Origin of the sequence: Arthrobacter sp. NPDC097144, from assembly GCF_044762205.1 — a bacterium.
Taxonomy (GTDB): domain Bacteria; phylum Actinomycetota; class Actinomycetes; order Actinomycetales; family Micrococcaceae; genus Arthrobacter_B.
Window position 1 is genome coordinate 139,799 of the sequence record NZ_JBIWDW010000005.1, and the last position, 19,059, is coordinate 158,857.

17 protein-coding genes are annotated in these 19,059 nt (G+C 64.6%); 8 read left to right on the plus strand and 9 right to left on the minus strand.

The window, feature by feature from the left end:
• Nucleotides 1-25: 25 nt before the first annotated feature.
• Both ACIQXM_RS13180 and ACIQXM_RS13185 read right to left on the minus strand, forming a co-directional pair.
• Complete coding sequence (locus tag ACIQXM_RS13180) at nucleotides 26-982, minus strand: D-2-hydroxyacid dehydrogenase family protein (RefSeq protein WP_400932180.1); 957 nt, start codon at nucleotides 980-982, stop codon at nucleotides 26-28.
• Between the two features lie 51 nt (nucleotides 983-1,033).
• Nucleotides 1,034-2,581: a M20/M25/M40 family metallo-hydrolase gene (locus ACIQXM_RS13185; RefSeq protein WP_400932182.1), complete on the minus strand. Its 1,548-nt coding sequence runs from the start codon at nucleotides 2,579-2,581 to the stop codon at nucleotides 1,034-1,036.
• 315 nt (nucleotides 2,582-2,896) lie between these two features.
• Here ACIQXM_RS13185 and ACIQXM_RS13190 point away from each other — a divergent pair, with 315 nt between their 5' ends.
• The gene (locus tag ACIQXM_RS13190; RefSeq protein ID WP_400932184.1) at nucleotides 2,897-4,795 is read left to right on the plus strand and encodes an FAD-binding monooxygenase; all 1,899 of its coding nucleotides are present in this window, start codon (nucleotides 2,897-2,899) and stop codon (nucleotides 4,793-4,795) included.
• Nucleotides 4,796-4,905: 110 nt separating this feature from the next.
• Nucleotides 4,906-5,406 (plus strand): ASCH domain-containing protein, encoded by a 501-nt coding sequence (locus ACIQXM_RS13195; RefSeq protein WP_400932186.1) that lies wholly within the window; start codon nucleotides 4,906-4,908, stop codon nucleotides 5,404-5,406.
• A gap of 2 nt (nucleotides 5,407-5,408) precedes the next feature.
• Here ACIQXM_RS13195 and ACIQXM_RS13200 read toward each other — a convergent pair whose 3' ends face one another.
• The gene (locus ACIQXM_RS13200) at nucleotides 5,409-6,146 is read right to left on the minus strand and encodes an SDR family NAD(P)-dependent oxidoreductase (protein WP_400932188.1); all 738 of its coding nucleotides are present in this window, start codon (nucleotides 6,144-6,146) and stop codon (nucleotides 5,409-5,411) included.
• A 114-nt stretch (nucleotides 6,147-6,260) separates the two neighbouring features.
• On the opposite strand from ACIQXM_RS13200, the gene ACIQXM_RS13205 reads away from it, so the two are divergent.
• On the plus strand, nucleotides 6,261-7,226 hold the full coding sequence (locus tag ACIQXM_RS13205; protein WP_400932190.1) for an AraC family transcriptional regulator: 966 nt from the start codon (nucleotides 6,261-6,263) through the stop codon (nucleotides 7,224-7,226).
• On the opposite strand, the gene ACIQXM_RS13210 is transcribed toward ACIQXM_RS13205, so the two are convergent.
• Nucleotides 7,227-7,949 carry an SDR family NAD(P)-dependent oxidoreductase gene (locus tag ACIQXM_RS13210; protein ID WP_400932192.1) on the minus strand — a complete coding sequence of 241 codons (723 nt, stop codon included), beginning with the start codon at nucleotides 7,947-7,949 and terminating at the stop codon, nucleotides 7,227-7,229.
• A gap of 118 nt (nucleotides 7,950-8,067) precedes the next feature.
• On the minus strand, nucleotides 8,068-9,486 hold the full coding sequence (locus ACIQXM_RS13215; protein ID WP_400932194.1) for an LssY C-terminal domain-containing protein: 1,419 nt from the start codon (nucleotides 9,484-9,486) through the stop codon (nucleotides 8,068-8,070).
• Between the two features lie 369 nt (nucleotides 9,487-9,855).
• Between ACIQXM_RS13215 and ACIQXM_RS13220 the strand changes: the two genes are divergently transcribed.
• Nucleotides 9,856-11,706 carry a DUF222 domain-containing protein gene (locus ACIQXM_RS13220; RefSeq protein WP_400932196.1) on the plus strand — a complete coding sequence of 617 codons (1,851 nt, stop codon included), beginning with the start codon at nucleotides 9,856-9,858 and terminating at the stop codon, nucleotides 11,704-11,706.
• Nucleotides 11,707-11,774: 68 nt separating this feature from the next.
• Here the strand turns inward: ACIQXM_RS13220 and ACIQXM_RS13225 are convergent, their stop codons facing one another.
• On the minus strand, nucleotides 11,775-12,365 hold the full coding sequence (locus tag ACIQXM_RS13225) for a shikimate kinase (RefSeq protein WP_400932198.1): 591 nt from the start codon (nucleotides 12,363-12,365) through the stop codon (nucleotides 11,775-11,777).
• Between the two features lie 63 nt (nucleotides 12,366-12,428).
• Between ACIQXM_RS13225 and ACIQXM_RS13230 the strand changes: the two genes are divergently transcribed.
• From ACIQXM_RS13230 to ACIQXM_RS13245, 4 genes are all read left to right on the plus strand, one after another.
• A complete protein-coding gene (locus tag ACIQXM_RS13230) occupies nucleotides 12,429-13,391 on the plus strand; it encodes a DUF2332 domain-containing protein (protein WP_400932200.1) in 963 nt (320 codons plus the stop codon).
• Between the two features lie 87 nt (nucleotides 13,392-13,478).
• Entirely contained in the window at nucleotides 13,479-13,820 is a 342-nt protein-coding gene (locus ACIQXM_RS13235; RefSeq protein ID WP_400932202.1) for a YciI family protein, read from the plus strand.
• 132 nt (nucleotides 13,821-13,952) lie between these two features.
• Nucleotides 13,953-14,507: a hypothetical protein gene (locus ACIQXM_RS13240; RefSeq protein ID WP_400932204.1), complete on the plus strand. Its 555-nt coding sequence runs from the start codon at nucleotides 13,953-13,955 to the stop codon at nucleotides 14,505-14,507.
• Nucleotides 14,508-14,958: 451 nt separating this feature from the next.
• Entirely contained in the window at nucleotides 14,959-15,930 is a 972-nt protein-coding gene (locus tag ACIQXM_RS13245) for a Vms1/Ankzf1 family peptidyl-tRNA hydrolase (protein ID WP_400932206.1), read from the plus strand.
• Nucleotides 15,931-16,080: 150 nt separating this feature from the next.
• Here ACIQXM_RS13245 and ACIQXM_RS13250 read toward each other — a convergent pair whose 3' ends face one another.
• From ACIQXM_RS13250 to ACIQXM_RS13260, 3 genes are all read right to left on the minus strand, one after another.
• On the minus strand, nucleotides 16,081-17,160 hold the full coding sequence (locus tag ACIQXM_RS13250) for an alkene reductase (RefSeq protein WP_400932208.1): 1,080 nt from the start codon (nucleotides 17,158-17,160) through the stop codon (nucleotides 16,081-16,083).
• A gap of 123 nt (nucleotides 17,161-17,283) precedes the next feature.
• Nucleotides 17,284-18,033, minus strand: a complete 750-nt coding sequence (locus tag ACIQXM_RS13255) for a DUF1648 domain-containing protein (protein WP_400932210.1) — start codon at nucleotides 18,031-18,033, stop codon at nucleotides 17,284-17,286.
• A gap of 203 nt (nucleotides 18,034-18,236) precedes the next feature.
• Complete coding sequence (locus tag ACIQXM_RS13260) at nucleotides 18,237-18,908, minus strand: MBL fold metallo-hydrolase (RefSeq protein ID WP_400932212.1); 672 nt, start codon at nucleotides 18,906-18,908, stop codon at nucleotides 18,237-18,239.
• Between the last annotated feature and the right edge of the window lie 151 nt (nucleotides 18,909-19,059).

A 19,059-nucleotide genomic window follows, 5' to 3' on the forward strand; every position in this document is an offset into this window, starting at 1 on the left:
CCCGCCGCCGCAGACTCCAGGCCAGCTACACCATCCGCACGGGACTGCTGGCCAGGAATGCCGAAATGTCCTCCACAACCTGCGGAAAGAACGTGCCGTAGTTCCGTTCGGTCACGTAGCCAAGGTGGGGCGTTGCCAGGACGTTGGGCAGCTTCCGGAACGGGGACGACGCCGGCAGCGGCTCTTCCTCGAAGACGTCCAGCCCGGCCCCGGCAATGCTTTCCTGCTCCAACGCATCGAGCAGTGCGGCCTGATCCACAATGGCAGCCCGCGACGTGTTCACCAGGTACGCAGTGGGCTTCATCAGGGCGAGTTCCCCGGCTCCAAGCAGCCCCCGCGTGCGCTCACTGAGCACCAGGTGGATGGAAACGACGTCGGAAGCGGCCAGCAGCTCTTCCTTGGAGGCTGCAAGCCGGGCACCCGCCGCCTCCGCGCGATCCGCCGTGAGGTTTGAGCTCCATGCGGTGACCTCCATGCCGAATGCGTTTCCAACCCGGGCAACTTGCGATCCGATCTTGCCCAGCCCCAGCAGCCCAAGGGTGGCGCCCTGCAGATCGGTGCCCACGGTGTGCTGCCAGGGTCCGCTGTTCCGCAGTGCGGCTGTCTCCGGAACCAGATGCCGGGCAAGACCCAGGATCAGAGCCCAGGTCAGCTCCGCCGGCGGCGCGGAGTTGCTCTCCGTTCCACAGACTGTCACGCCCTGCGCCCGGGCCGCCTCCAGGTCGACCGCGGCATTGCGCATACCGGTGGTCACCAGCAGCTTCAGCCGGGGAAGCCTCGCAAGGAGACCGGCCGGAAACGGCGTGCGTTCGCGCATGAGGACAACGACGTCGAACGCGGCCAGCCGCTGTGCCAGTCCGTCCTCCCCGGTGAGGTGATCCGGAAACACCGTCAGTTCAACCTGGTCGCCGAGCTCGGTCCAGTTGGCGAACCGGGTGGCGACGTGCTGGTAATCGTCGAGCACTGCGCATTTCAGGGCCATGTGTTTTTCCTCTGCCGGCAACTTTGGGAACGCACCGACACTAACTCACAGCTAAACCCTGAACCGGGAGAACACGGAGTACATGTAGTCCGTGCCCTGCTGGAGCGCGGCGGTGAAAATGCGTTCGTCATTGCCGTGCATCCCGATCAGCTGGGCGTTGCTGAGGACATAGGGGTACACGCCGTACCCCGGTATTCCGCGGTCGCGCCACGGTGCCAGGCTGGTCCCCGCCTCGAACAGGGCTGGGGTGAAGCGGGCCCCCGGATAGGTGTCCCGCGCCGCCGATTTCAATGCCCGGAACAGATCGGTGCCGGTATCCGCCGGAGGGGTGGCCCACGTCTGGTCAAGCGTATTCAGATAATCCTCTTCCGAGATACCGTCCGGTGCCGCTATCCGAACTTCCACGTCTTTCCGGGACAGCTGGTCGCGCACCTGGGCCAGGAATTCCCGCGGCTTCTGGCCGCCGGGAATGGCACGGCAGTTGATCCGTGCTTCTGCGCTGGAGGGAATGACATTCTCCTTGTAGCCGGCGTTTTCGATGACGAATGCGTGGGTGGTGCGCAGCAGTGCGCCGTGCAGTGCGGGGTAGGGCGACTTGGCGATGACCATGCGCGCCCAGCGTTCCAGGGTCTGTGGATTCCGTGCTTCCAGCATCCTCCGCAGGGCCTGGGCGAACCTCCGGTTGGTGGTGGCATCGGCCAGGGCGCGGAAGTACTCGCGGGTCACATCCGTGAGATAGACCGGCGCCTGCCAGTCACCCAGTTTCGCGACGGCGCGGGCCAGGGTGACGATGGCGGCATCGCCGAGCGGTTTGGACGAGTGGGTCGCGGTGCCCCGTGCGATGAGGTCGATGTTGAAGTAGACCTTGTCCTGCCTCGTGGCGCTGATGAGCATGGGGGTGGTTCCATCGTCCTGGGCCAGGAACCAGCCGCCCTCGGTGAGCACGGAACCGGCGTCGAGCTTCTCCCAGTAATTGGCCGCGAGCCAGCGGGAACCAAAGGACCCCGCCTCCTCGTCGCAGTCCGTGAGGACGATGATGTCCCGGTCGAAGCGGGCGCCTTCGCTGAGGTGCCGCAGGAGGGCCGTGATGGAAGCGGCGTTGGCTCCCTTCATGTCCAGGGCACCGCGTCCGTAGATTTCGCCGTTGCGGATCTCGCCGCTGAAGGGGTCCGCCGTCCAGTTCTCCCGTTCAACGGGCACTACGTCGGAGTGGCCCAACAGCAGCAGCGGCTCTGCCCGCCCGGTGCCCGGAATCCGGGCGATCAGGTGCACGTTGTTGGGCTGCGGGGTGTCCACGATCTCCACGGGAACTCCGGCGCGGGACCAGACCTCCTGCAGCATCTCTGCATGGGGCCGGGTATTGCCGCCGGTTCCAAAGTTCTGGGTATCGAAGGAGAGCATCCGTTTGAGCAGGTCCAGCGGATCCAGATCCGTGCCGGGGATGGCAGGGGCGGACGGCGCCGGAACGGCCGAGGGCGCAGTGAGCAGGCTCAGGCCGGCGAGTCCGGCGGCGGTGGTGCCGGCCACGCCTCCCAGGAAGGTCCTGCGGCGAAGGGCCGGTGCCGGTTGGTTATTGGAATCGGGATTTTGGGTGCGCATGGTGGTTCCCTCTCGGTGCGGCGGCTTGTCCCAGTGAAGGACGCCGGGGGCCGCCACGCTGGCAGGGGATCCCCTTAACGGCAATAGCCAGGGGCAGGAACGGGATTAATGAGCAGGGCAGGCGGCCCTTTGCATGGACGGCTGCTGCCTCTAAGCGGCAGACTCTCAAGGTTGCGCAGCTTGTGACCTGCGTCATGCCTGCCGTATAGTGATCGCACCGACTGTTTCGACTATAGAACGTTGTGTTCAAATATCGAACAGCGCCGCATCTCGCCGCAGGCCGGCAACCGCAGACACAAAGAAGTGAGGACACCCGTGCAGTTCCACCATCACGGCTACGTATCCGGAGACCCGCGCATCCAGCCGGCCGCCGGCGTCGGCATTGACCGCCCCGAGGGCCTTCCCGATCAGATGGACGTGCTGATTGTGGGATCAGGGCCGGCGGGGATGCTGACTGCCGCGCAGCTGGCCCAGTTCCCGAACATCACCACCCGGATTGTGGAACGCCGTGACGGCCGGCTGGCCATTGGCCAGGCGGACGGCATCCAGGCCCGCAGCGTGGAAACGTTCCAGGCTTTTGGATTTGCAGAGGAGGTCACTGCCGAGGCGTACTGGATTACGGAAATGTGCTTCTGGCGCCCGGACCCCGAGGACCCCTCGCGCATCGTCCGCTCCGGTCGTGCGCTCGACGACGAAGCCGGGATCAGCGAGTTCCCGCACCTGATCGTCAATCAGGCCCGCGTGCTGGATTATTTTGCCCGCGCGATGGCCTTCGCCCCCACCCGCATGACCCCTGACTACGGTTTCGAGTTCGTTGGCCTGGAGGTCGACGACGACGCCGAGTACCCGGTGACCGTCACCCTGATGCACACCGCCGGTCCCCATGAAGGCACCGAACGAACGGTGAAGGCCAAATATGTGGTGGGCTCCGACGGCGCCCGCAGCAAGGTCCGCGCCTCCATCGGCTGCAGCCTGGAAGGTGACCAGGCCAACCATGCGTGGGGCGTCATGGATGTGCTCGCCAAGACAGACTTCCCGGATATCCGCACCAAGTGCGCCATCCAGTCCTCCAACGGCGGGTCCATCCTGCTCATTCCGCGCGAAGGCGGGCACCTGTTCCGGATGTACGTGGACCTCGGCGTGGTTGCCGAGGATGACAACGGTGCCGTCCGCAAAACCACCATTGACCAGATCATCGCGAAGGCCAACGGCATCCTCGCCCCCTACACGCTGGACGTCCGCAACGTCGCGTGGCACAGCGTCTACGAGGTGGGCCACCGGCTGACCGACCGGTTTGATGACGTGCTGCCCGAAGACCTGGGCACCCGCTCGCCGCGCGTCTTCATCACCGGCGATGCCTGCCACACGCACAGCGCCAAGGCCGGGCAGGGCATGAACGTGTCCATGCAGGACGGCTTCAACATTGGCTGGAAGCTTGGCCACGTCCTGGACGGCCGCAGCCCGGAGACGCTGCTGTCCACGTATTCGGCCGAACGACAGGTGGTGGCTCAGAACCTCATCAACTTCGACAAGGAGTGGTCCACTCTGATGGCGAAGCGGCCCGAGGAGTTCGAGAATCCCTCCGAGCTCGAGGACTTCTACGTGCGCACCGCGGAGTTCCCCGCCGGTTTCATGACCGAATACACGCCGTCCATGCTGATTGCCGAAGCGAAGCATCAGGAGCTGGCCGCCGGGTTCCCGATTGGCAAGCGCTTCAAGTCCGCAACCGTGCGGCGTGTGTCGGACACCAACCCGGTGCACCTGGGACATCAGGCCAAGGCCGACGGCCGCTGGCGCATCTACGTGTTCGCTGATTCCGCCCCGGCCGGAGCTCCGTCTCCGGTCACCGATCTGGCTGCCTGGCTGGAGAGCGCTCCGGAGTCTCCGCTGGCAGCCACGCCGGCGGATCTTGACCGCGATGCCTGGTTCGATGTCAAGGTCATCTACCAGCAGGACCACAACGGGATCGACATCAACGCGGTGCCGGCAGTCTTCAAGCCCGAGGTGGGTCCGTTCCGGCTCACCGACCTGGCCAAGGTCTACGGCGCTGATCCCCAGGCGGACATTTTCGAAGAGCGCGGCCTGGACCGCGGGGGAGTTGTGGTGGTGGTCCGCCCCGACCAGTACGTGGCGAACGTACTGCCGCTGACGGCCACTGCGGAGCTGGGGGAGTTCTTCGCTCCGCTGCTGCCGGCTCGCCAGCCGCAGCCCTAATCCCGTTCCGAGGAGGACGACGGCGGCACCCGGGTGCCGCCGTCGTCCTGCGTTAATATGGGCGGCGACGGGGGTGCGGCATGGCTCGCGGCAATGACAGACTGGGCAGTATGGACACCCCTTCCGACCCAATAACGCCAGACTTTGACGCCGCCGCGCTCCTCTGGGATGCCTACGCCGCCGCCTACCCCGAGCAGGCTGCTGCCGACAGCCAGTACAACGTGGAAACCTTCGGCGATTCCCCCCAACTCGCCGACGAGCTGCTGGCGCTGGTGCTGGACGGGCGGAAGACCGCCACCTCCTCACTCGTTGCGGAGTATGTCGACGGCGGAGATCAGCTGCCGCGGATAGGCATCCACTGGATTGTCTGTGACAGTGCCGGTGTGCCGCGGGCGGTTCTGCGGACCACCGAACTGAGGCTGGGCACGTTTCGCGACGCCGACGAGGCCTTTGCACGGGACGAAGGGGAGGATGATCTCAGCCTCGAGTCCTGGCGGCGCGAGCACCGGAAGTACTGGGAACGCACGTCGGCCGTGCGCGGAGGGTCCTGGTCTGAATCCGACGAGCTGGTGTTCGAGCGCTTTAAGGTGGTCTGGCCGCTTCATCAATAGCCCTACCAGGGCAGGGGTCCGTCTTCGTCGCTGAAGGTACCGGTGGGCCCGCCGGCAGGAATGGTGGCCATCCGGACTGCGGCCCGGGCACCCTGTTCGGGGGTGCGGGTGCCGCGGAAGCCGTTCAGGTCCGTGGCCACAAAACCGGGGCAAACCGCGTTGACCAAGATGCCTTCCGGGGCCAGGCCGCGCGCATACTGCAGGGTCAGGGACGTCAGCGCCGTCTTGGAGGGCGCGTAACCGGCGGCAATCGGATCATTGTTTGCCGGGTCCGAGACTGCGGTCAGCGATCCGGCCACACTGGACACGTTGACAATCCGGGGAGCTGCGGAGAGGCGCAGCAGCGGCAGGAAAGCCGCGGTCACGGTGATGACGCCGAAGAAGTTGGTCTCGAAAACGGCGCGGATCTCCTCCACATCGGCAGAACCGGGCTGCTGCGCGGCGAAGCTGACCCCCGGCGTGGCGACGATGCCGGCGTTATTGACCAGGGCATCGAGCCGGCCAAAGCGGCGCTTGACCTCGTCCGCTGCGGCCGCCGCCGAAGCGGGGTCCGTCACGTCCAGGACGACGGCGACAGCCTCGCCGCCGGCGGCGCGCAGTTCCGCTGCAGCCGCCTCGCCGGCGTCGGCGCTGCGGGCGGCGACCACCACGGTGTGGCCCAGTGCCGCGAGCTTGCCGGCGATCTGGCGGCCGATGCCCTTGTTGGCACCGGTGACGAGGGCAATCATGTTGTTTTCCATGGGGACTCCTAGAGAAATAGCGCCGTCCCGGCCGGGACGACACTTTGAGTCTGCCGGAGAGAATCCGTACGCGGAATAAGCAAAAGTCCGGCTTTATTGCTCTACTGTACAAACATGACAACGAGCGACCGGTTATCCGAAGTGCTGGACTTTATCGAGCTCCGCGGCGTAATTTCGGGCAGCACCGCGGTGCACGGACGCTGGGAGTCAGAAAGCCAGCTGGACGAGGACCTGAAGTTTTTCGCCATGGTGCAGGGCCGGATGCGGGTCTCAACCGATGGGATGGAGGCCCCGCTGATCCTGGAGGCAGGCGACGTGGCAGTACTCAACGGCCGTACCTGGCTCCGGCTTGAGGGCGACACAGGCGGCCCGGAGGAAGGCGGCGGCGTCAGGCTGCGTCTGGATCCGCCCGCCAGCGGCACCTTCGTCCGGGTGGGGGACGGGCCGGCCGGCGGGGAGGACATCATCATCGGCGGCCGGGTTGCCGTGAATGCAACCGGACGGGAACTGCTGCTGCACGCGCTGCCGCCGGTGGCGCACATCCGTTCCGGAACTCCGGCCGCACCCCATATGCATGTGCTCATGGAACGGCTGTTCGAGGAAGTGTCCCGGGAACGGATGGGCTCTGCGTTTGCTGTCCGGCAATACGGGCAGCTCCTGCTGGTGGAGGTGCTCCGCGCCTTCATGGAAGATGCAGAGCTGCCTACCGGCTGGCTGAAGCTTCTTGCTGATGAACGGCTTCGGCCTGCGGTAGCGCTGATTCACGCCCAGCCGTCCCGGCCCTGGAGCCTGCAGGACCTCGCCAAAGCCGCCGCGATGTCCCGCACCGCATTTGCTGAACGCTTCCGCGAAGTGGCGGGAATGCCGCCTCGGGCGTACCTGAATAATTGGCGGATGCTTACCGCCCAGCGGGAGCTGCGCTCCGGCGACACCCGTATCCGGGCGCTGGCGCTGGATTTGGGCTTTTCGTCCGAGAGCGCGTTCAGCACCGCCTTTAAACGGAGCATCGGTGTTTCCCCGCTGCAATACCGGACCCGGATACGCGAAGATGGCCTCCGACTTGGGGGTGCGGCTGGCTAGCTACAGCGCCGTTCCCGTCTCCTTCGCCAGGGTGCGCAGCAGCGCATCCTGGAAATCGCCGTCGTTCACCGCCTCATGGGGCCGCCGCCGTCGTCCGTGGTACCAGTAGCCTCCGCTGGTGAGCGCGTCGGGATCGTCGCTGACAGCGAGCCACACCTGGGTCTGATGGCCCAGCTCCAGATCATCGGGCGCACCGCGGCCGCCCATTTTTGTGGGCACCCAGCCGGGGTCCACCGAATTGCTGAGTACATCCGGGCGCAGCTTGGCCAGCGCGGCAGCCAGTGTGGTGACAAACAGCTTGCTGTCCGCGTAGGAACCCGGCGTGTTGCCCTGCCAATCGACGCCGTCCAGGGAGGGGCGGCCGGCGTAGTGGTCATTACTGCTCAGGTAGATATGCCGCTGCGGTCCGTTGAGCAGCGCGGTGAGCAGGTAGGGTGCGATGACGTTGACGGGCATGACGTGCCGGCCGCCCGCAACCCCGGCGTTGTGGATCACGGAGTCCGGCGGCGTTCCGGCATTGAGTTCGGCGGCCACCTGCCGTACCGCTTCGGGGTCCCCAAAGTCGCCGACCACGAGTTCCGCCCCGCGCTCAAGCAGCGGGGCCAGAGCATCTGCACGGTCCCGGTTGCGCGCGTGAACGACGACGTCGTGCCCTGCAGCGAGCAGCGAATCCGCTGCTGCCCTGCCGAGTCCGTCAGCTGATCCGGTCACGAGGATTCTCATGGTGTGGGTTCCCTTCCGGGGGATCGGGGATCTTCAACGAGACAGCATCTGACCATACCCCTCACCCCGGCGGGCAGGTCCAGCTTCAAAGCGTTAAAAGACGACAGCAGCCTGTGGGTCAAGCGTTACTCATCTGCTGATGGCTGCGGAGGCGCAGGCGCCTGCGCCTGCTGCGGCTGCGGGCGTAGACGCGCGCTCGGCTGCTGGAAAGGGCCAGGATGAGCAGGATGTCGAAGGAATAGCCAAAAAAGTTGCTGCCAAGGGTGGTCACCGTGCCTGCAAAGACGGCACTTATCTGCAGGATAATAGCGGCGGCGCTGAGGGACATGGCCGTGATGCGGGCAATGTTGCTGCCCCTCAGGATCAATACCGCCAGCAGCACCTCGGCGCAGGCGAAGAGGGCCATGATGACGCTCACCGGAGCGTAGGCACCGCCCAAGTCTGCGAGGCCGCGGTTTTCTTCGCCCAGCAGTTGCGTCACCCACGCCGCATGGGCAAACCGAGCCAGAAACGGAGCAGCGACCGTCAGTGCGGCGATGCCTCGCAGGAGCACAAGAATTGCGCCGACGACGGTGGGAGGCGGCCGCGGGACCCCGTACGGGTTCCGCCCTTCTGCTGCCGTCCGTCCGGATCCGGTAAGCGCCGTCTGCGGCACTTGGGTTTGCGACACTTGGGTTTGCGGCACTGCGGTTTCCTGCACCAGGGACAGGTCGGTCACCGGCAGATCACCGTCCGTGACAATCGAATCGCCCCCGCCGTTGCGCGAGTGGTATCCGGTGGAAAAGTTCTTGATGACCTGCACCGTCACCTCGGGGGAGGAATCTTGGATGGTGGACAGCAGGTAGTCCCGTTCGGCGTCGATGTTCTCACCGACCCTGTGGGTGACCTGCAACGTGAAGAGGGAAAGTCCGACAGCGCGGTCGAAGGAAGCGGCACCCAGCCAGTCCGCGGCGATCCCGCCGGGCAGCATCCACCCTTCCGGGCACCGCCAAAACCGCACATGGTGGCGCTGGCGGGGGTTGCCGTGCATTTCCTGCTCATAGGCAAAATCCTGCTCCCGGTCAAAAAGCAGCAGCGGACTTACCGGCGCGTGCGGATAGCTGCGGTGCAGCAGAGTGGAGGAAACAATCCGCCAGCTGCTGGCGAGCGTGACCGGATCTGCGAGCTTCCAGCCGGCCCGTTCCAGGGCCCCGCGCAGCTGTGCCTCCGTCCCCAGGAAGGCGAGGTTTACGGCGTCGCCGAATAATCCGGCGTTGGTCCGGGTGCGTCCCATGAAGTAGTTGGGAATCAGGATTTGCGACATGATCCTGTACATACGCGGCAGCACCAAATAGGCCAGAGCCACCCAGAAGAGGATTAAAAATGCGATGTGCCCGCGCAGCTCCAGGCCTTCCACGAGCAGCAGCACCACAAACCAAAGGACTGCGAGGCCGCTGAAGGCGAAGAAGATCCGATCAACGGCGGTTGCTGCCGTACTGGGAGGCAGCTCCGTGGCGGCGTCACTCGTTGATGCGGTCGCGCAGGCTGGTTTGGTCATTCCGGACGTATCTGTTGTCTCGGTGTCTCCTGCTCCGGTGCCCGGGGGGCGTCCGGCGCCCTTGTCGCCCGGCTTTGTCATAGAACCACGCTGGCTTGCGCGCCTTCCGGCCGTCAATGCCCTGCCGTTCCTTCCGGGAGATGGCACCACAACTGCCTCATTGTGGCCGCCCCGGCCCGTGATTTTGGGACCCCGACCGGTGCGCTGGTGACGGTGCATCGTTCTGGTGCGGATATCGATGGTTAGAAGTTGCATAAAAGCGTGCTCGAAAAAAGACGGGTATTCGGCCCGTATGAAAAGGGTCGATTTTAGGTCTTTCGGAGCTGTTTTCGGGTCGGGAATGTCGGTGGCGGGTGAAAGCCTGTTGGCATGGATCAGCACGGATCTTCTTCAGGGAACGCTTCTGCCGGTAAGGGCGGAAGCAGCGGTGGTGCTTACGCGGGTGACATTGGCTCGGGTGATGTTGGCGCGGATGATGTTTGCGCCAGTGAAGCTTGCGCCGGGGGCCGGACGGCACCGGGGCCGAGCCTGTCCGTCTACTCTGCGGAGCCCGGCACTGTCGAGACTGTTTCTTCCGGTTCGTCCTGGCGTGACGGATTCACCGGTGGTCTGGCTCTGCAGGGTGTTGAGGTTTTTGACCAGGATCAAGCCGGTGCTGTTCTGGCCCGGTTGGATCACCTTGTCCGGTGGGCTCAGGCCCAGCAGGCCAGAGTCCTGAACCGGCTGGAAGACATTTTCCGGAACGGTTTCCTGCCGGGAACAGGATCAGTGGAAGGCCGTCAGGTGGATCCGGGGCTGGCTTTCAGTCTTGCCGCGGAGGAAGCAGCAGCGATCCTGCACCTGCCCACCGGCACCGCGAAGATGCTCATGATCGACGCCGGCACCCTCTGCCACACCCACACAGCCACCCTTCAGCATCTGGAAGCGGGATCCCTCGGGTACGGGCAGGTGCAAACCGTGTTGGAGCAGTCCCAGAACATTCCTGCCGCTGACCTGCCCGGGTTCGAGCAGGACCTGCTGGTCGCGGCCGGGCAGCAGGGTGGTGGGGGTCTGACCCTGGCGCAGTTCCGGGTCAAAGCCCGCCGGCTGCGTGAAACCCGGTACCCGGAGACCATTCCCGTCCGGCACATGAGTGCGTTTGAAACCCGCCGCGTGTGTTTACAGCCGGACACGGACGGGATGTCGTGGTTGTCAGCGTTCCTTCCCGCGCAGCGGGCGCAGGCGATTTATACGCAGCTCAGTGTTGCGGCCCGGGGCGAGCAGGCGGTCGGGGATCCCCGTCCGGTGGATCAGCTGCGGGCCGATATCCTCGCGGACCTGCTGACCAGCGGCGCCAAGGCGGGAGGCCCGGGCAGCAACACTGACGGTGACGGCGTGTGGGTCCGGGGCGAGAAGGACGGCGCTGACCGTCCTGACACGTCCGACAGTGCTGTCAGCGGTGACAGTGGTGTTGGCGGCGGGATCGGCCGGGGCCCCAACCGCTCTGATAGTGAAGACGGAGGTGGAAGTCGTGGTGGTGAAAGGGAGAGTGCAGGTGCCTGCGCAGGAGACCGTCCCATTAGACACGGTTCCGGTCCCCGCACCGAGATTCTGGTCCTGATCACCGCCGAAACCCTGCTCGGAGCCGATGAAGATCCTGCCGAGCTGCACGGGTACGGGCCGATCAGCGCCGAAACAGCCCGCAGACTCGCACGCCAGGCCGCCCGGTGGACTCCGGTGGAACGCGACCCGGACACCGAAGAGATCCTGCGGGTCGGCCGCCGCCGCAAAGTCCCGCCCGGACTCCAGCGCTGGCTGCGCGCCCGGGACGGTACCTGCCGGTTCCCGGGCTGCCGCACCAACGCCCTGATCTCCGAGATCGACCACACCACCCCCTGGTCCCGCGGCGGGACAACGGATCATGACAACCTCGAACACCTGTGCCGGAGGCATCACATGTTCAAGACCCGGGGGTTCTGGAAAGCAAGACAGCACTCGCCCGGGATTATTGAATGGGTTTCACCGGGAGGCCGGGTCTACCGCACCGAACCCCATCTTCATCTTGCCTCGGGTGCCGGCACGGATTCCGCTTCTCCATTCACGGGAACGCCGGGTGCTGGCATGGGCGTGCCAGACGCTGCCTCAAGTGCCGCCACGGGTGCGCCGCCGGCATCGTCGCTATGGGGATCACCCGACGACCCCGATCCCTACGACTACGGTGAGAATCCGCCACCCTTCTAGACGGCCCCTTTCTAGGCAGCCGCGCTTCCATGCATCCGCTCCATTTAGTGGCCTAATTCGCCGCACCTCTAAGTCGACAGGCGGTTACGCTGCAGGATGTTCGCCACTATCTGTTCGGCTGTTCCTTGAGGCGTATTCCCAGCCGTAAAGACGACATCGGTGGCCAGGGAACGCGTCCCGACGTCGTCGTGCCATTCAGCGAGAAAATCATGTCCGGCAGAAATCCACGTGGTTTCCTTGGATCTGAGTGACCGGCGCCGCAACTCGGCCAGAGCTGCCGAACGGTCCGGAGAGGGCAGGATCAGCACCACATTGGGCACAGGGGCAAGCGAGCTGGTTACAGACGCGACGCAATCCGGATCATAGAAAGAGGTGTGGCCGGCACCCAACGCCATAACGCTCTCCGGATGATCTTCCACCGCACGACGGACCGCATGCGCTCGGGCAGGCTCCCATTCTCTTTCCGCAGCAACCCGGCCGAACTGCTCGGTGCAGTCCACAAGCCGCTGGATACTCCAGCCAATCTCGGCGTAATAGCGCTCACCGATTTCATCGAGGTCCACAAACGGCAGCCCGAGCTGCGCAGCAACCAGTTCGCCAACGGTGGTCTTGCCGACAGCCGCCGGGCCGATCAGGACGAGGGCTGGAGAGCGGACCATGGGTTCGATCCTGCCACAGACGACACTCGAAAATGGAGCAATCCGGCCTGCTAGGGTGTGCCCATGGATGGGGTAGCTGAGATCTATCAACGGTTCGCAACGCTCGAAGCTGCGGGGGTATCGCCCATCTTTGAAGCATGGGCCAGGGGAGTCTCCGAAGACCCGGAGATCTGCGCACTGATCACCTCGCTTGCCCGGAGCAAGCGTCAACCCAACCTGGTGTTCGCTGTCGCTCGTCTGCTGGGAGCGCCTGAACAGAAGTACGCGCCGTTCAGGAACTGGTTAATGACGCACTGGAGCGAGGTGGTTCCCGTGGCGATGGCTCGTTCAACCCAAACCAATGAAGCGGCCAGATGTGCCGTGCTGCTGCCGCTGCTCAGTCGCCTGGATGGTCCGATCAGCCTCATTGAGGCGGGCGCTTCGGCAGGGCTGTGCCTGTATCCGGATCGGTACAGTTACCGTTACGACGTCGGAGACAGTGTGGTCGCTCTGGACCCTTCGCCAGGACCGAGTGACGTGGCGATCCCGTGCCTGATCGACGAGACTGCGCTGCCCGCGCAGCTTCCCGACGTCGTCTGGCGGGCCGGAGTGGATCTGAATCCACTGAATGTCCACGATCCGGAGCAGATGGCCTGGCTTGAGGCACTCGTGTGGCCGGAGCATGAGGAACGGCGCAACCGCCTACGCGGAGCCTCACGCATCGCAGCCGCAGAACCGGCGCAGCTCGTCCGGGGAGACCTTCTCGAAACGGTTCCGGCACTCATCGCTCAGGCACCCGAAGGCTCCACTGTGGTGGTGTTCCACAGTGCGGTGCTGGTCTATCTGCAGGCTGAGGACCGACGGCGTTTTGTTGAGTTGATGGAGGCGTACCCGGACGTCGTCTGGATCAGCAATGAGGGTGCTGGGGTGCTGCCGTCCGTCGCCGAACAGGTGCGGAAGCCCGTCAATGGGCGCACGATTGTGGCAGTCAACGGTAAGGCCTGTGGCCTGGCAGGCCCGCACGGGCAATCGTACGAGAGTCTCTAGGAATCGGCCCGCGCTGTGCGGCCGGAGCACGATGACAAAGCCACATCAACCAGCGAAAACAGTCAGCCACCCTAAGGAGGCGACGCAATGACGAAGTATCTGATCTCATTCCCCAGCAGCGCCATGGTGCTCCCGGCAGGGGATCTGCCGGCGGTTGCGGAAGCAGCGCATACAGTGATGCAGGAGGCGAAGGACGCGGGCGTGTGGGTGTTCGGCGGAGGCATTGATGAGAACATTCGGCCGGTGATGGTCGACGGCGCCGGAACGGTTATCGAGGGCACATACCCGCAGACGAGGCAGATTGAAGGCGGATACGCCGTGCTGGAACTGCCATCGCGAGAGGCAGCTCTGGAATGGGCTGCAAAAATGGCGGCGGCCTGCCGGTGTGCCCAGGAAGTGCGCGCCTTCATGGACGATCCCGCCAGCTAAACCGGGGGAGCTGTACCCACCCGCTGCAGGAGACCAGTCGGAGCGGGTTCCAAGTACAGTAGATTCTCTTGGAGCCCGGTGCCTACTTAGGGTTTCCGGGCCGGGTTTGGCAGTTATGAGAGGCAGATCGACGTGGCAGAACAACTCTTCCTGAAGCTCGTCCTCATTAGCTGCATCATGCTGGGAGTCACGGGCATCGGCTGGTGGGCGCGGACCCATCCGAACCGGTCCAAGGAGAACCCTCATCAGGTCCGGCTGCCGAAGGCAGTGCCGGTGGTCGGCTGGTTGTTCATATGCGTGGGACTTCTGATGGGGCTGGTGGCCTTTGCCTCACCCGGCATGCCTCCCGGAGCCCGGATTGCCGCGGCGGCCATTTTTGCTGGCGGGCTCGCTTTCGTGGCGATGTACCGGAATTTCTACGTCGATCCGCGGGCAGACGAAGTGGTGTTTCGCACCGCCTTCGGAACGGAACACCTTGTTCCCTACAGCGACATTGCGCGCTACAGCCTGTTCAGATCCAGAGGTCAGCAGATCCTGACGATCACGTCCATTCACGGCGCGAAGCTCAGCATCAACATCGGGGCTTTCGATGTGGGCCCTCTGCTGCAGGCCATTGAATATCACCAGATGACCGGCCGCTGGCCCGCCCGTGTTGGAGTTGCTGACCCGGGCGCATCCGGAAGCTAAGCCGGGATACATCCGGAAGCTAAGCCGGGTAGCGCGGGGTGGGCGGCACCCGGGGCACCGCCCTTGTGCCGGACAGGCCTGAGCGGTTAGCGGGGACGAATGGGACCCCTGATGCAGTCGATCAACTGCTCGTTGACAGTGGGGTGACTGTCCCAGCTTGGATTAGCAGGCCCGGGGGGAGTGGGGACTCTTCAACTCCCGGCACAACCGGTGTTAGCTGGGAGGCACGGTTCCAACCGATATGCGGCCGCCCCTGCGCGGGAAGGAGATCGACATGACGGAGCATCTCAGCAGATTTGCTGATCTATATCGAAAGCAAGGTCCATGGTGCCTCGCGTACGTGGACGCCAGTGCCGGAGGCGCGGAAGGTGCGGAAGCTGCCGAAGTCCGTCCCGGTGATGTTCGCGCATCCCTGGCTCAGCAGGGGGCTCCACCAGAGGACCAGGAAGCCATGGAAACTGCCGTGGATCCTGCGCGCGGACTGCCCGCCCCGATCTCCCGCTTTGTCCTCGTCCGGCAGGGAACGGTGGAGTTGAACGAGTTGCTGCCCGGCCCGCTGGTGACCCCAAAACAGGTTGCCGTGAGCCCTGTTCCGAACCTGCTGCCGCTCATCAAACACCGACCCGAAGAGTTCCCGTATGTCGTTGCGGAAGCAACACGGGAGGACGCCGAGATCCGGCTGGAGTACGTAGGCCGCCCCGGACCCGCTGCAGTGGAAGGTGTCAGGGGGTCCACCGAGGACATCAGCAAACTTTCCGCCGGTGTGGACTGGGCACAGAGCAAACAACAGCGCCGGACCGAAGAGATCTGGCGCCGGAACGCAGAGGAAGTTGCGGGACAGATCGACCGGATCGTCGACAGCAGCGGTGCCCGGCTGATTGTGCTCGCGGGAGACATCCGTGCCCGGGGGCTGGTGCAGAACCAGCTGGCTGAGGCGCACAAGCCGCTGGTCACCATGATTGATTCCGAACCTCGGCCGGAAGACTCCCACCAGCAGCTTTTCCAGGACAAGGTCCAGGAACGCATCGCTTTGCAGTGGGCAGCCGAGCAGGAACAAATTATGGACCGTCTTGCCTTGCAGGAGGGGCAGGCTAACCCCGAATCCGCCGTCGGCGTGGGTGCTGTGGTCCATGCGCTTCAGCAGGCCCAGGTTGATGTGCTGATCCTCAACGACAAAGCGCTCAGCGACCGTCAGCTGCTGGTTCTGGCCAGCGAGCCGTGGGTTGCCACCGCGGAGGAACAAGCCCTCGGAGCGGAGTCGCTGGGCCGGGTCCCTGCCCCGACAGCACTGCTGCGCGCGGCGGCTTTGACGGACGCCAGCCTGCTTTTGGTGCCCGACGGCGTCCTGCCAGGAGGGGTGGAAATTGCCGCCCTGCTGCGCTGGCCCACCGGACCCGCTGCCCCCGGAGGCGACGCTACGTAAGAGCCCTGTGGTTGGCCTGTCCGCGGCAGGACGGGAACACCGAGAAACAGTTCAGCCCCACATGGCACAAGAAGAAGCAGGAACCGGCTCATCCGGTTCCTGCTTCTTCTGTTCCCCGGGCGCCTGCCCGGGATCGCGCCGTGAATCCGGTTAGGAAACGGGAGCCAGCACCGGGTAGTCCGTGTAGCCGGCGGCACCGTCGGTGTAGACGGTGGCCTGGTCGATCTCGTTCAGCGGCAGGTCTTCCTGCCAGCGGCGGGCCAGGTCGGGGTTGGCGATGACGGGACGGCCGACGACGACGGCGTCGGCCAGGTCCTCTTCGAGGAGCATGATGGCGTCCTCGCGGCTGGTGACCGTGCCGAAGCCGGTGTTCAGTAGTACGGGACCGTTGAAGCGGCGGCGCAGTCCCTGGACCAGCTCATCGGCCGGGTCCTTGTGCAGGATGGACAGGTAGGCCGGCTTGAGGTCGGCGATGCCGTCCACCAGGGCGGTGTAGGTGGCGGTCACGTCGGCGCGGTCGGTTTCCAGGACGTCCTGGATGTTGTGCTCCGGGGAGATGCGGATGCCGGTGTACTCGGCGCCGATGGCTTCGGCCACGGCACGGAAGGTCTCAATGACCATCCGGGCGCGGTTTTCCGGGGAGCCGCCGTAGTTGTCGGTGCGGGTGTTGGAGACGGGGGAGAGGAATTCCTGCAGCAGGTAGCCGTTGGCACCGTGCAGCTCGACGCCGTCGAACCCTGCCTTCATCGCGTTCTGCGCGGCGGAAACGAAGTCGGAGACGACGCCGGGGAGTTCGGCTTCGGTGAGGGCGTGCGGCACAGGGAAGGCCTGCTTGCCGTCGTAGGTGTGGGCCATGCCGGAGAGGGCGATGGCGCTGGGGGCCTGCGGCTGGCGTCCGCCGTTGATGTTTTCGTGGGCGACGCGTCCGGAGTGCATGAGCTGGGCGACGATCCGGCCGCCGGCTTCGTGGACGGCGTCGGTGACGCGCTTCCAGCCGGTGACGTGTTCCTCGGTGACCAGGCCGGGCATCAGGGCATTGCCCTGGCCGGTGAAGGAGGGATAGATGCCGTCCGTGACGATCAGGCCCAGGGAGGCGCGCTGGCGGTAGTGCTCGACCATGATGTCGGTGGGGACGCCGCTGCGGTCGGCGCGCACGCGGGACATGGGTGCCATGACGAGGCGGTTGGGCAGTTCCATGGTGCCGACGGTGAGCGGGGTAAAGAGTTTCACGGGTGGAGGCTTCCTTCTGTTGTTGGCATCAGGACTGAAAGTGCCCCGGGCCGTAGTTCGTATATCCAGCGACAACAGGGGGCAAAGCACCGGTTATTCCGAAAGCATCCCAAATCACACTGCCTAGAGCGCTGAAACGCCCAAGAGGACAAGCGGAATCCCCACAAAGACCGCCAGGAAAATGACGACGGCGGCGCGCCCCTTGGAGTTTCCGACGTTCACTGTGACGCCGGTGCCGAAACCTGCTCGCTTGGGAACGATGACGCGGGGATCCTTCGCATTGTTGTAGATGCCTCCGGCTATCCACAGCTTGTCCTCTTCCTGCTCCGGGACCGTGGGCGTGATCCCGTTCCTCAGTGCTGTCCGGCGAGCCCAGCGGGAGGACAGGGCAGAGGCGGCAATGACACCAACCAGGATCAGGACAATCAAGATGAGCACGGATGCGGAAGGAAAGCCGTCCGGATTTCTCCACGCTGACACCGACATCACACCCATAAGGGCTGCCAGCAGGACGGACATTCCTCCCATTCCCGCAACAAGGCCCCGAATTGTTCCTTCCCTGCGCCAGAGTTCCCACGGTGTGGCATTTTGGTTTGGAGGAATCATGAAGGGAGCTGCAGCAGCAATCAGGGCCAGGAAGACGCTTATACCGGCGCCGACCAGCAGCGGGGCGAAAACGGAACCGAAGGACTTGTCAGCCCATTCATCGGGCGTGCTGCTTGCTCCCCAGTGGGTGGGAATCGTTTCGGGGAGGGAATCATAGATGGTGGATCCGTACGCGAAGCAGGCCGCCAGAATGAGTATGCCCCCGAGATGGATCAGCCAAAGGAGATTCCGTCCGCGGGTGATTTTGACGTCGATGTCCGTTTCCATGAATTCACCCTAGCCCGAATTCCGGCCGAATCCGCAGGGACGCTTCACAGGTACTTGAATACATTGTTCAGCCCACCTCCGTCACCGTGAATTAGATTCACTTTTCGCCGAATAGGACTGCAGAAAAGGAACTGTGCCTGCCGGCCGCTGGACGTGGGAGGCAGACACCGAACCCCTGGGAGGTCCCGGTGCTGCGGTACCTGTCAGGCAGGCGGATGCGTACTGCCGATGAGCCGGCTAAGTGCTTGTGCCGGAGCCTCGAGCTCAGGTCCGTGCGAAAAAAGCACGCGTGCCGGGCCAAGCTCGGCGATTCGTGCCAGGGATTCTTCGGCGCGTAGGGCGTCCGCTGTGAACAGTTCGGGAGGCCGGATTGCGTCACCGCGTTCAGAGGCGGCGGCGTCGGCAATAAACAGGGTCCCGGTTGGTGAGTGGAAAAGGCACACATGGCCGGCGGTGTGCCCGGGAGTGGCAAGAACCTCGAAGCCCTGAATCACTGTCCCTTCCCCGATGGGTGTAACCCCGTGGGGTGCCCGGATATTCGGCGCATCGGAGCCGCCCGCATAGATCGCCGCCAGGGGAGCCTTCTCGGCAAGAGCAAAAAGGGAGCCGGTATGGTCGGCGTGCGAATGCGTGACGACGATGTCACGCACGTCATCGAAACTTCCCCCGAGGGCCTGGACCGCTGCGGCAATACCTGCCTCGGCGTCGGGCATCCCGGTATCAATGATGACGATGCCCGCCGGCTGGGCCACGGCGTAACAGCGCACATCGATCATCAGCGGCTCCGGACCTGCGACCCCGGCCGGAATAACCATGTCACGAACCACTGCTTGGACCTGCAGCTGCTCACTTCCAGCACTGGGATGTTCGCTCATGCAATGCTCCTTGGGCGAGGATACGGCCCATTCAGCGTATTCCGGCACAAGGGATTTTGACCCGGCAAATCAAAAACTCCTCACACTCGTTCCTGCTGCAGCATCCGTTCGGCGGTGCAGCTCCGGCGGGTCTGCCGGGGCGGCAACTATG

Coding starts and splice junctions, on each gene's coding strand:
- ACIQXM_RS13230 (WP_400932200.1), top strand. CDS start 12,429: ATGGATGGGGTAGCTGAGATCTATCAACGGTTCGCAACGCTCGAAGCT.
- ACIQXM_RS13205 (WP_400932190.1), top strand. CDS start 6,261: ATGACAACGAGCGACCGGTTATCCGAAGTGCTGGACTTTATCGAGCTC.
- ACIQXM_RS13210 (WP_400932192.1), bottom strand. CDS start 7,949: ATGAGAATCCTCGTGACCGGATCAGCTGACGGACTCGGCAGGGCAGCA.
- ACIQXM_RS13200 (WP_400932188.1), bottom strand. CDS start 6,146: ATGGAAAACAACATGATTGCCCTCGTCACCGGTGCCAACAAGGGCATC.
- ACIQXM_RS13260 (WP_400932212.1), bottom strand. CDS start 18,908: ATGAGCGAACATCCCAGTGCTGGAAGTGAGCAGCTGCAGGTCCAAGCA.
- ACIQXM_RS13225 (WP_400932198.1), bottom strand. CDS start 12,365: ATGGTCCGCTCTCCAGCCCTCGTCCTGATCGGCCCGGCGGCTGTCGGC.
- ACIQXM_RS13255 (WP_400932210.1), bottom strand. CDS start 18,033: ATGGAAACGGACATCGACGTCAAAATCACCCGCGGACGGAATCTCCTT.
- ACIQXM_RS13195 (WP_400932186.1), top strand. CDS start 4,906: ATGGACACCCCTTCCGACCCAATAACGCCAGACTTTGACGCCGCCGCG.
- ACIQXM_RS13235 (WP_400932202.1), top strand. CDS start 13,479: ATGACGAAGTATCTGATCTCATTCCCCAGCAGCGCCATGGTGCTCCCG.
- ACIQXM_RS13185 (WP_400932182.1), bottom strand. CDS start 2,581: ATGCGCACCCAAAATCCCGATTCCAATAACCAACCGGCACCGGCCCTT.
- ACIQXM_RS13215 (WP_400932194.1), bottom strand. CDS start 9,486: ATGACCAAACCAGCCTGCGCGACCGCATCAACGAGTGACGCCGCCACG.
- ACIQXM_RS13180 (WP_400932180.1), bottom strand. CDS start 982: ATGGCCCTGAAATGCGCAGTGCTCGACGATTACCAGCACGTCGCCACC.
- ACIQXM_RS13220 (WP_400932196.1), top strand. CDS start 9,856: ATGGATCAGCACGGATCTTCTTCAGGGAACGCTTCTGCCGGTAAGGGC.
- ACIQXM_RS13245 (WP_400932206.1), top strand. CDS start 14,959: ATGGAAACTGCCGTGGATCCTGCGCGCGGACTGCCCGCCCCGATCTCC.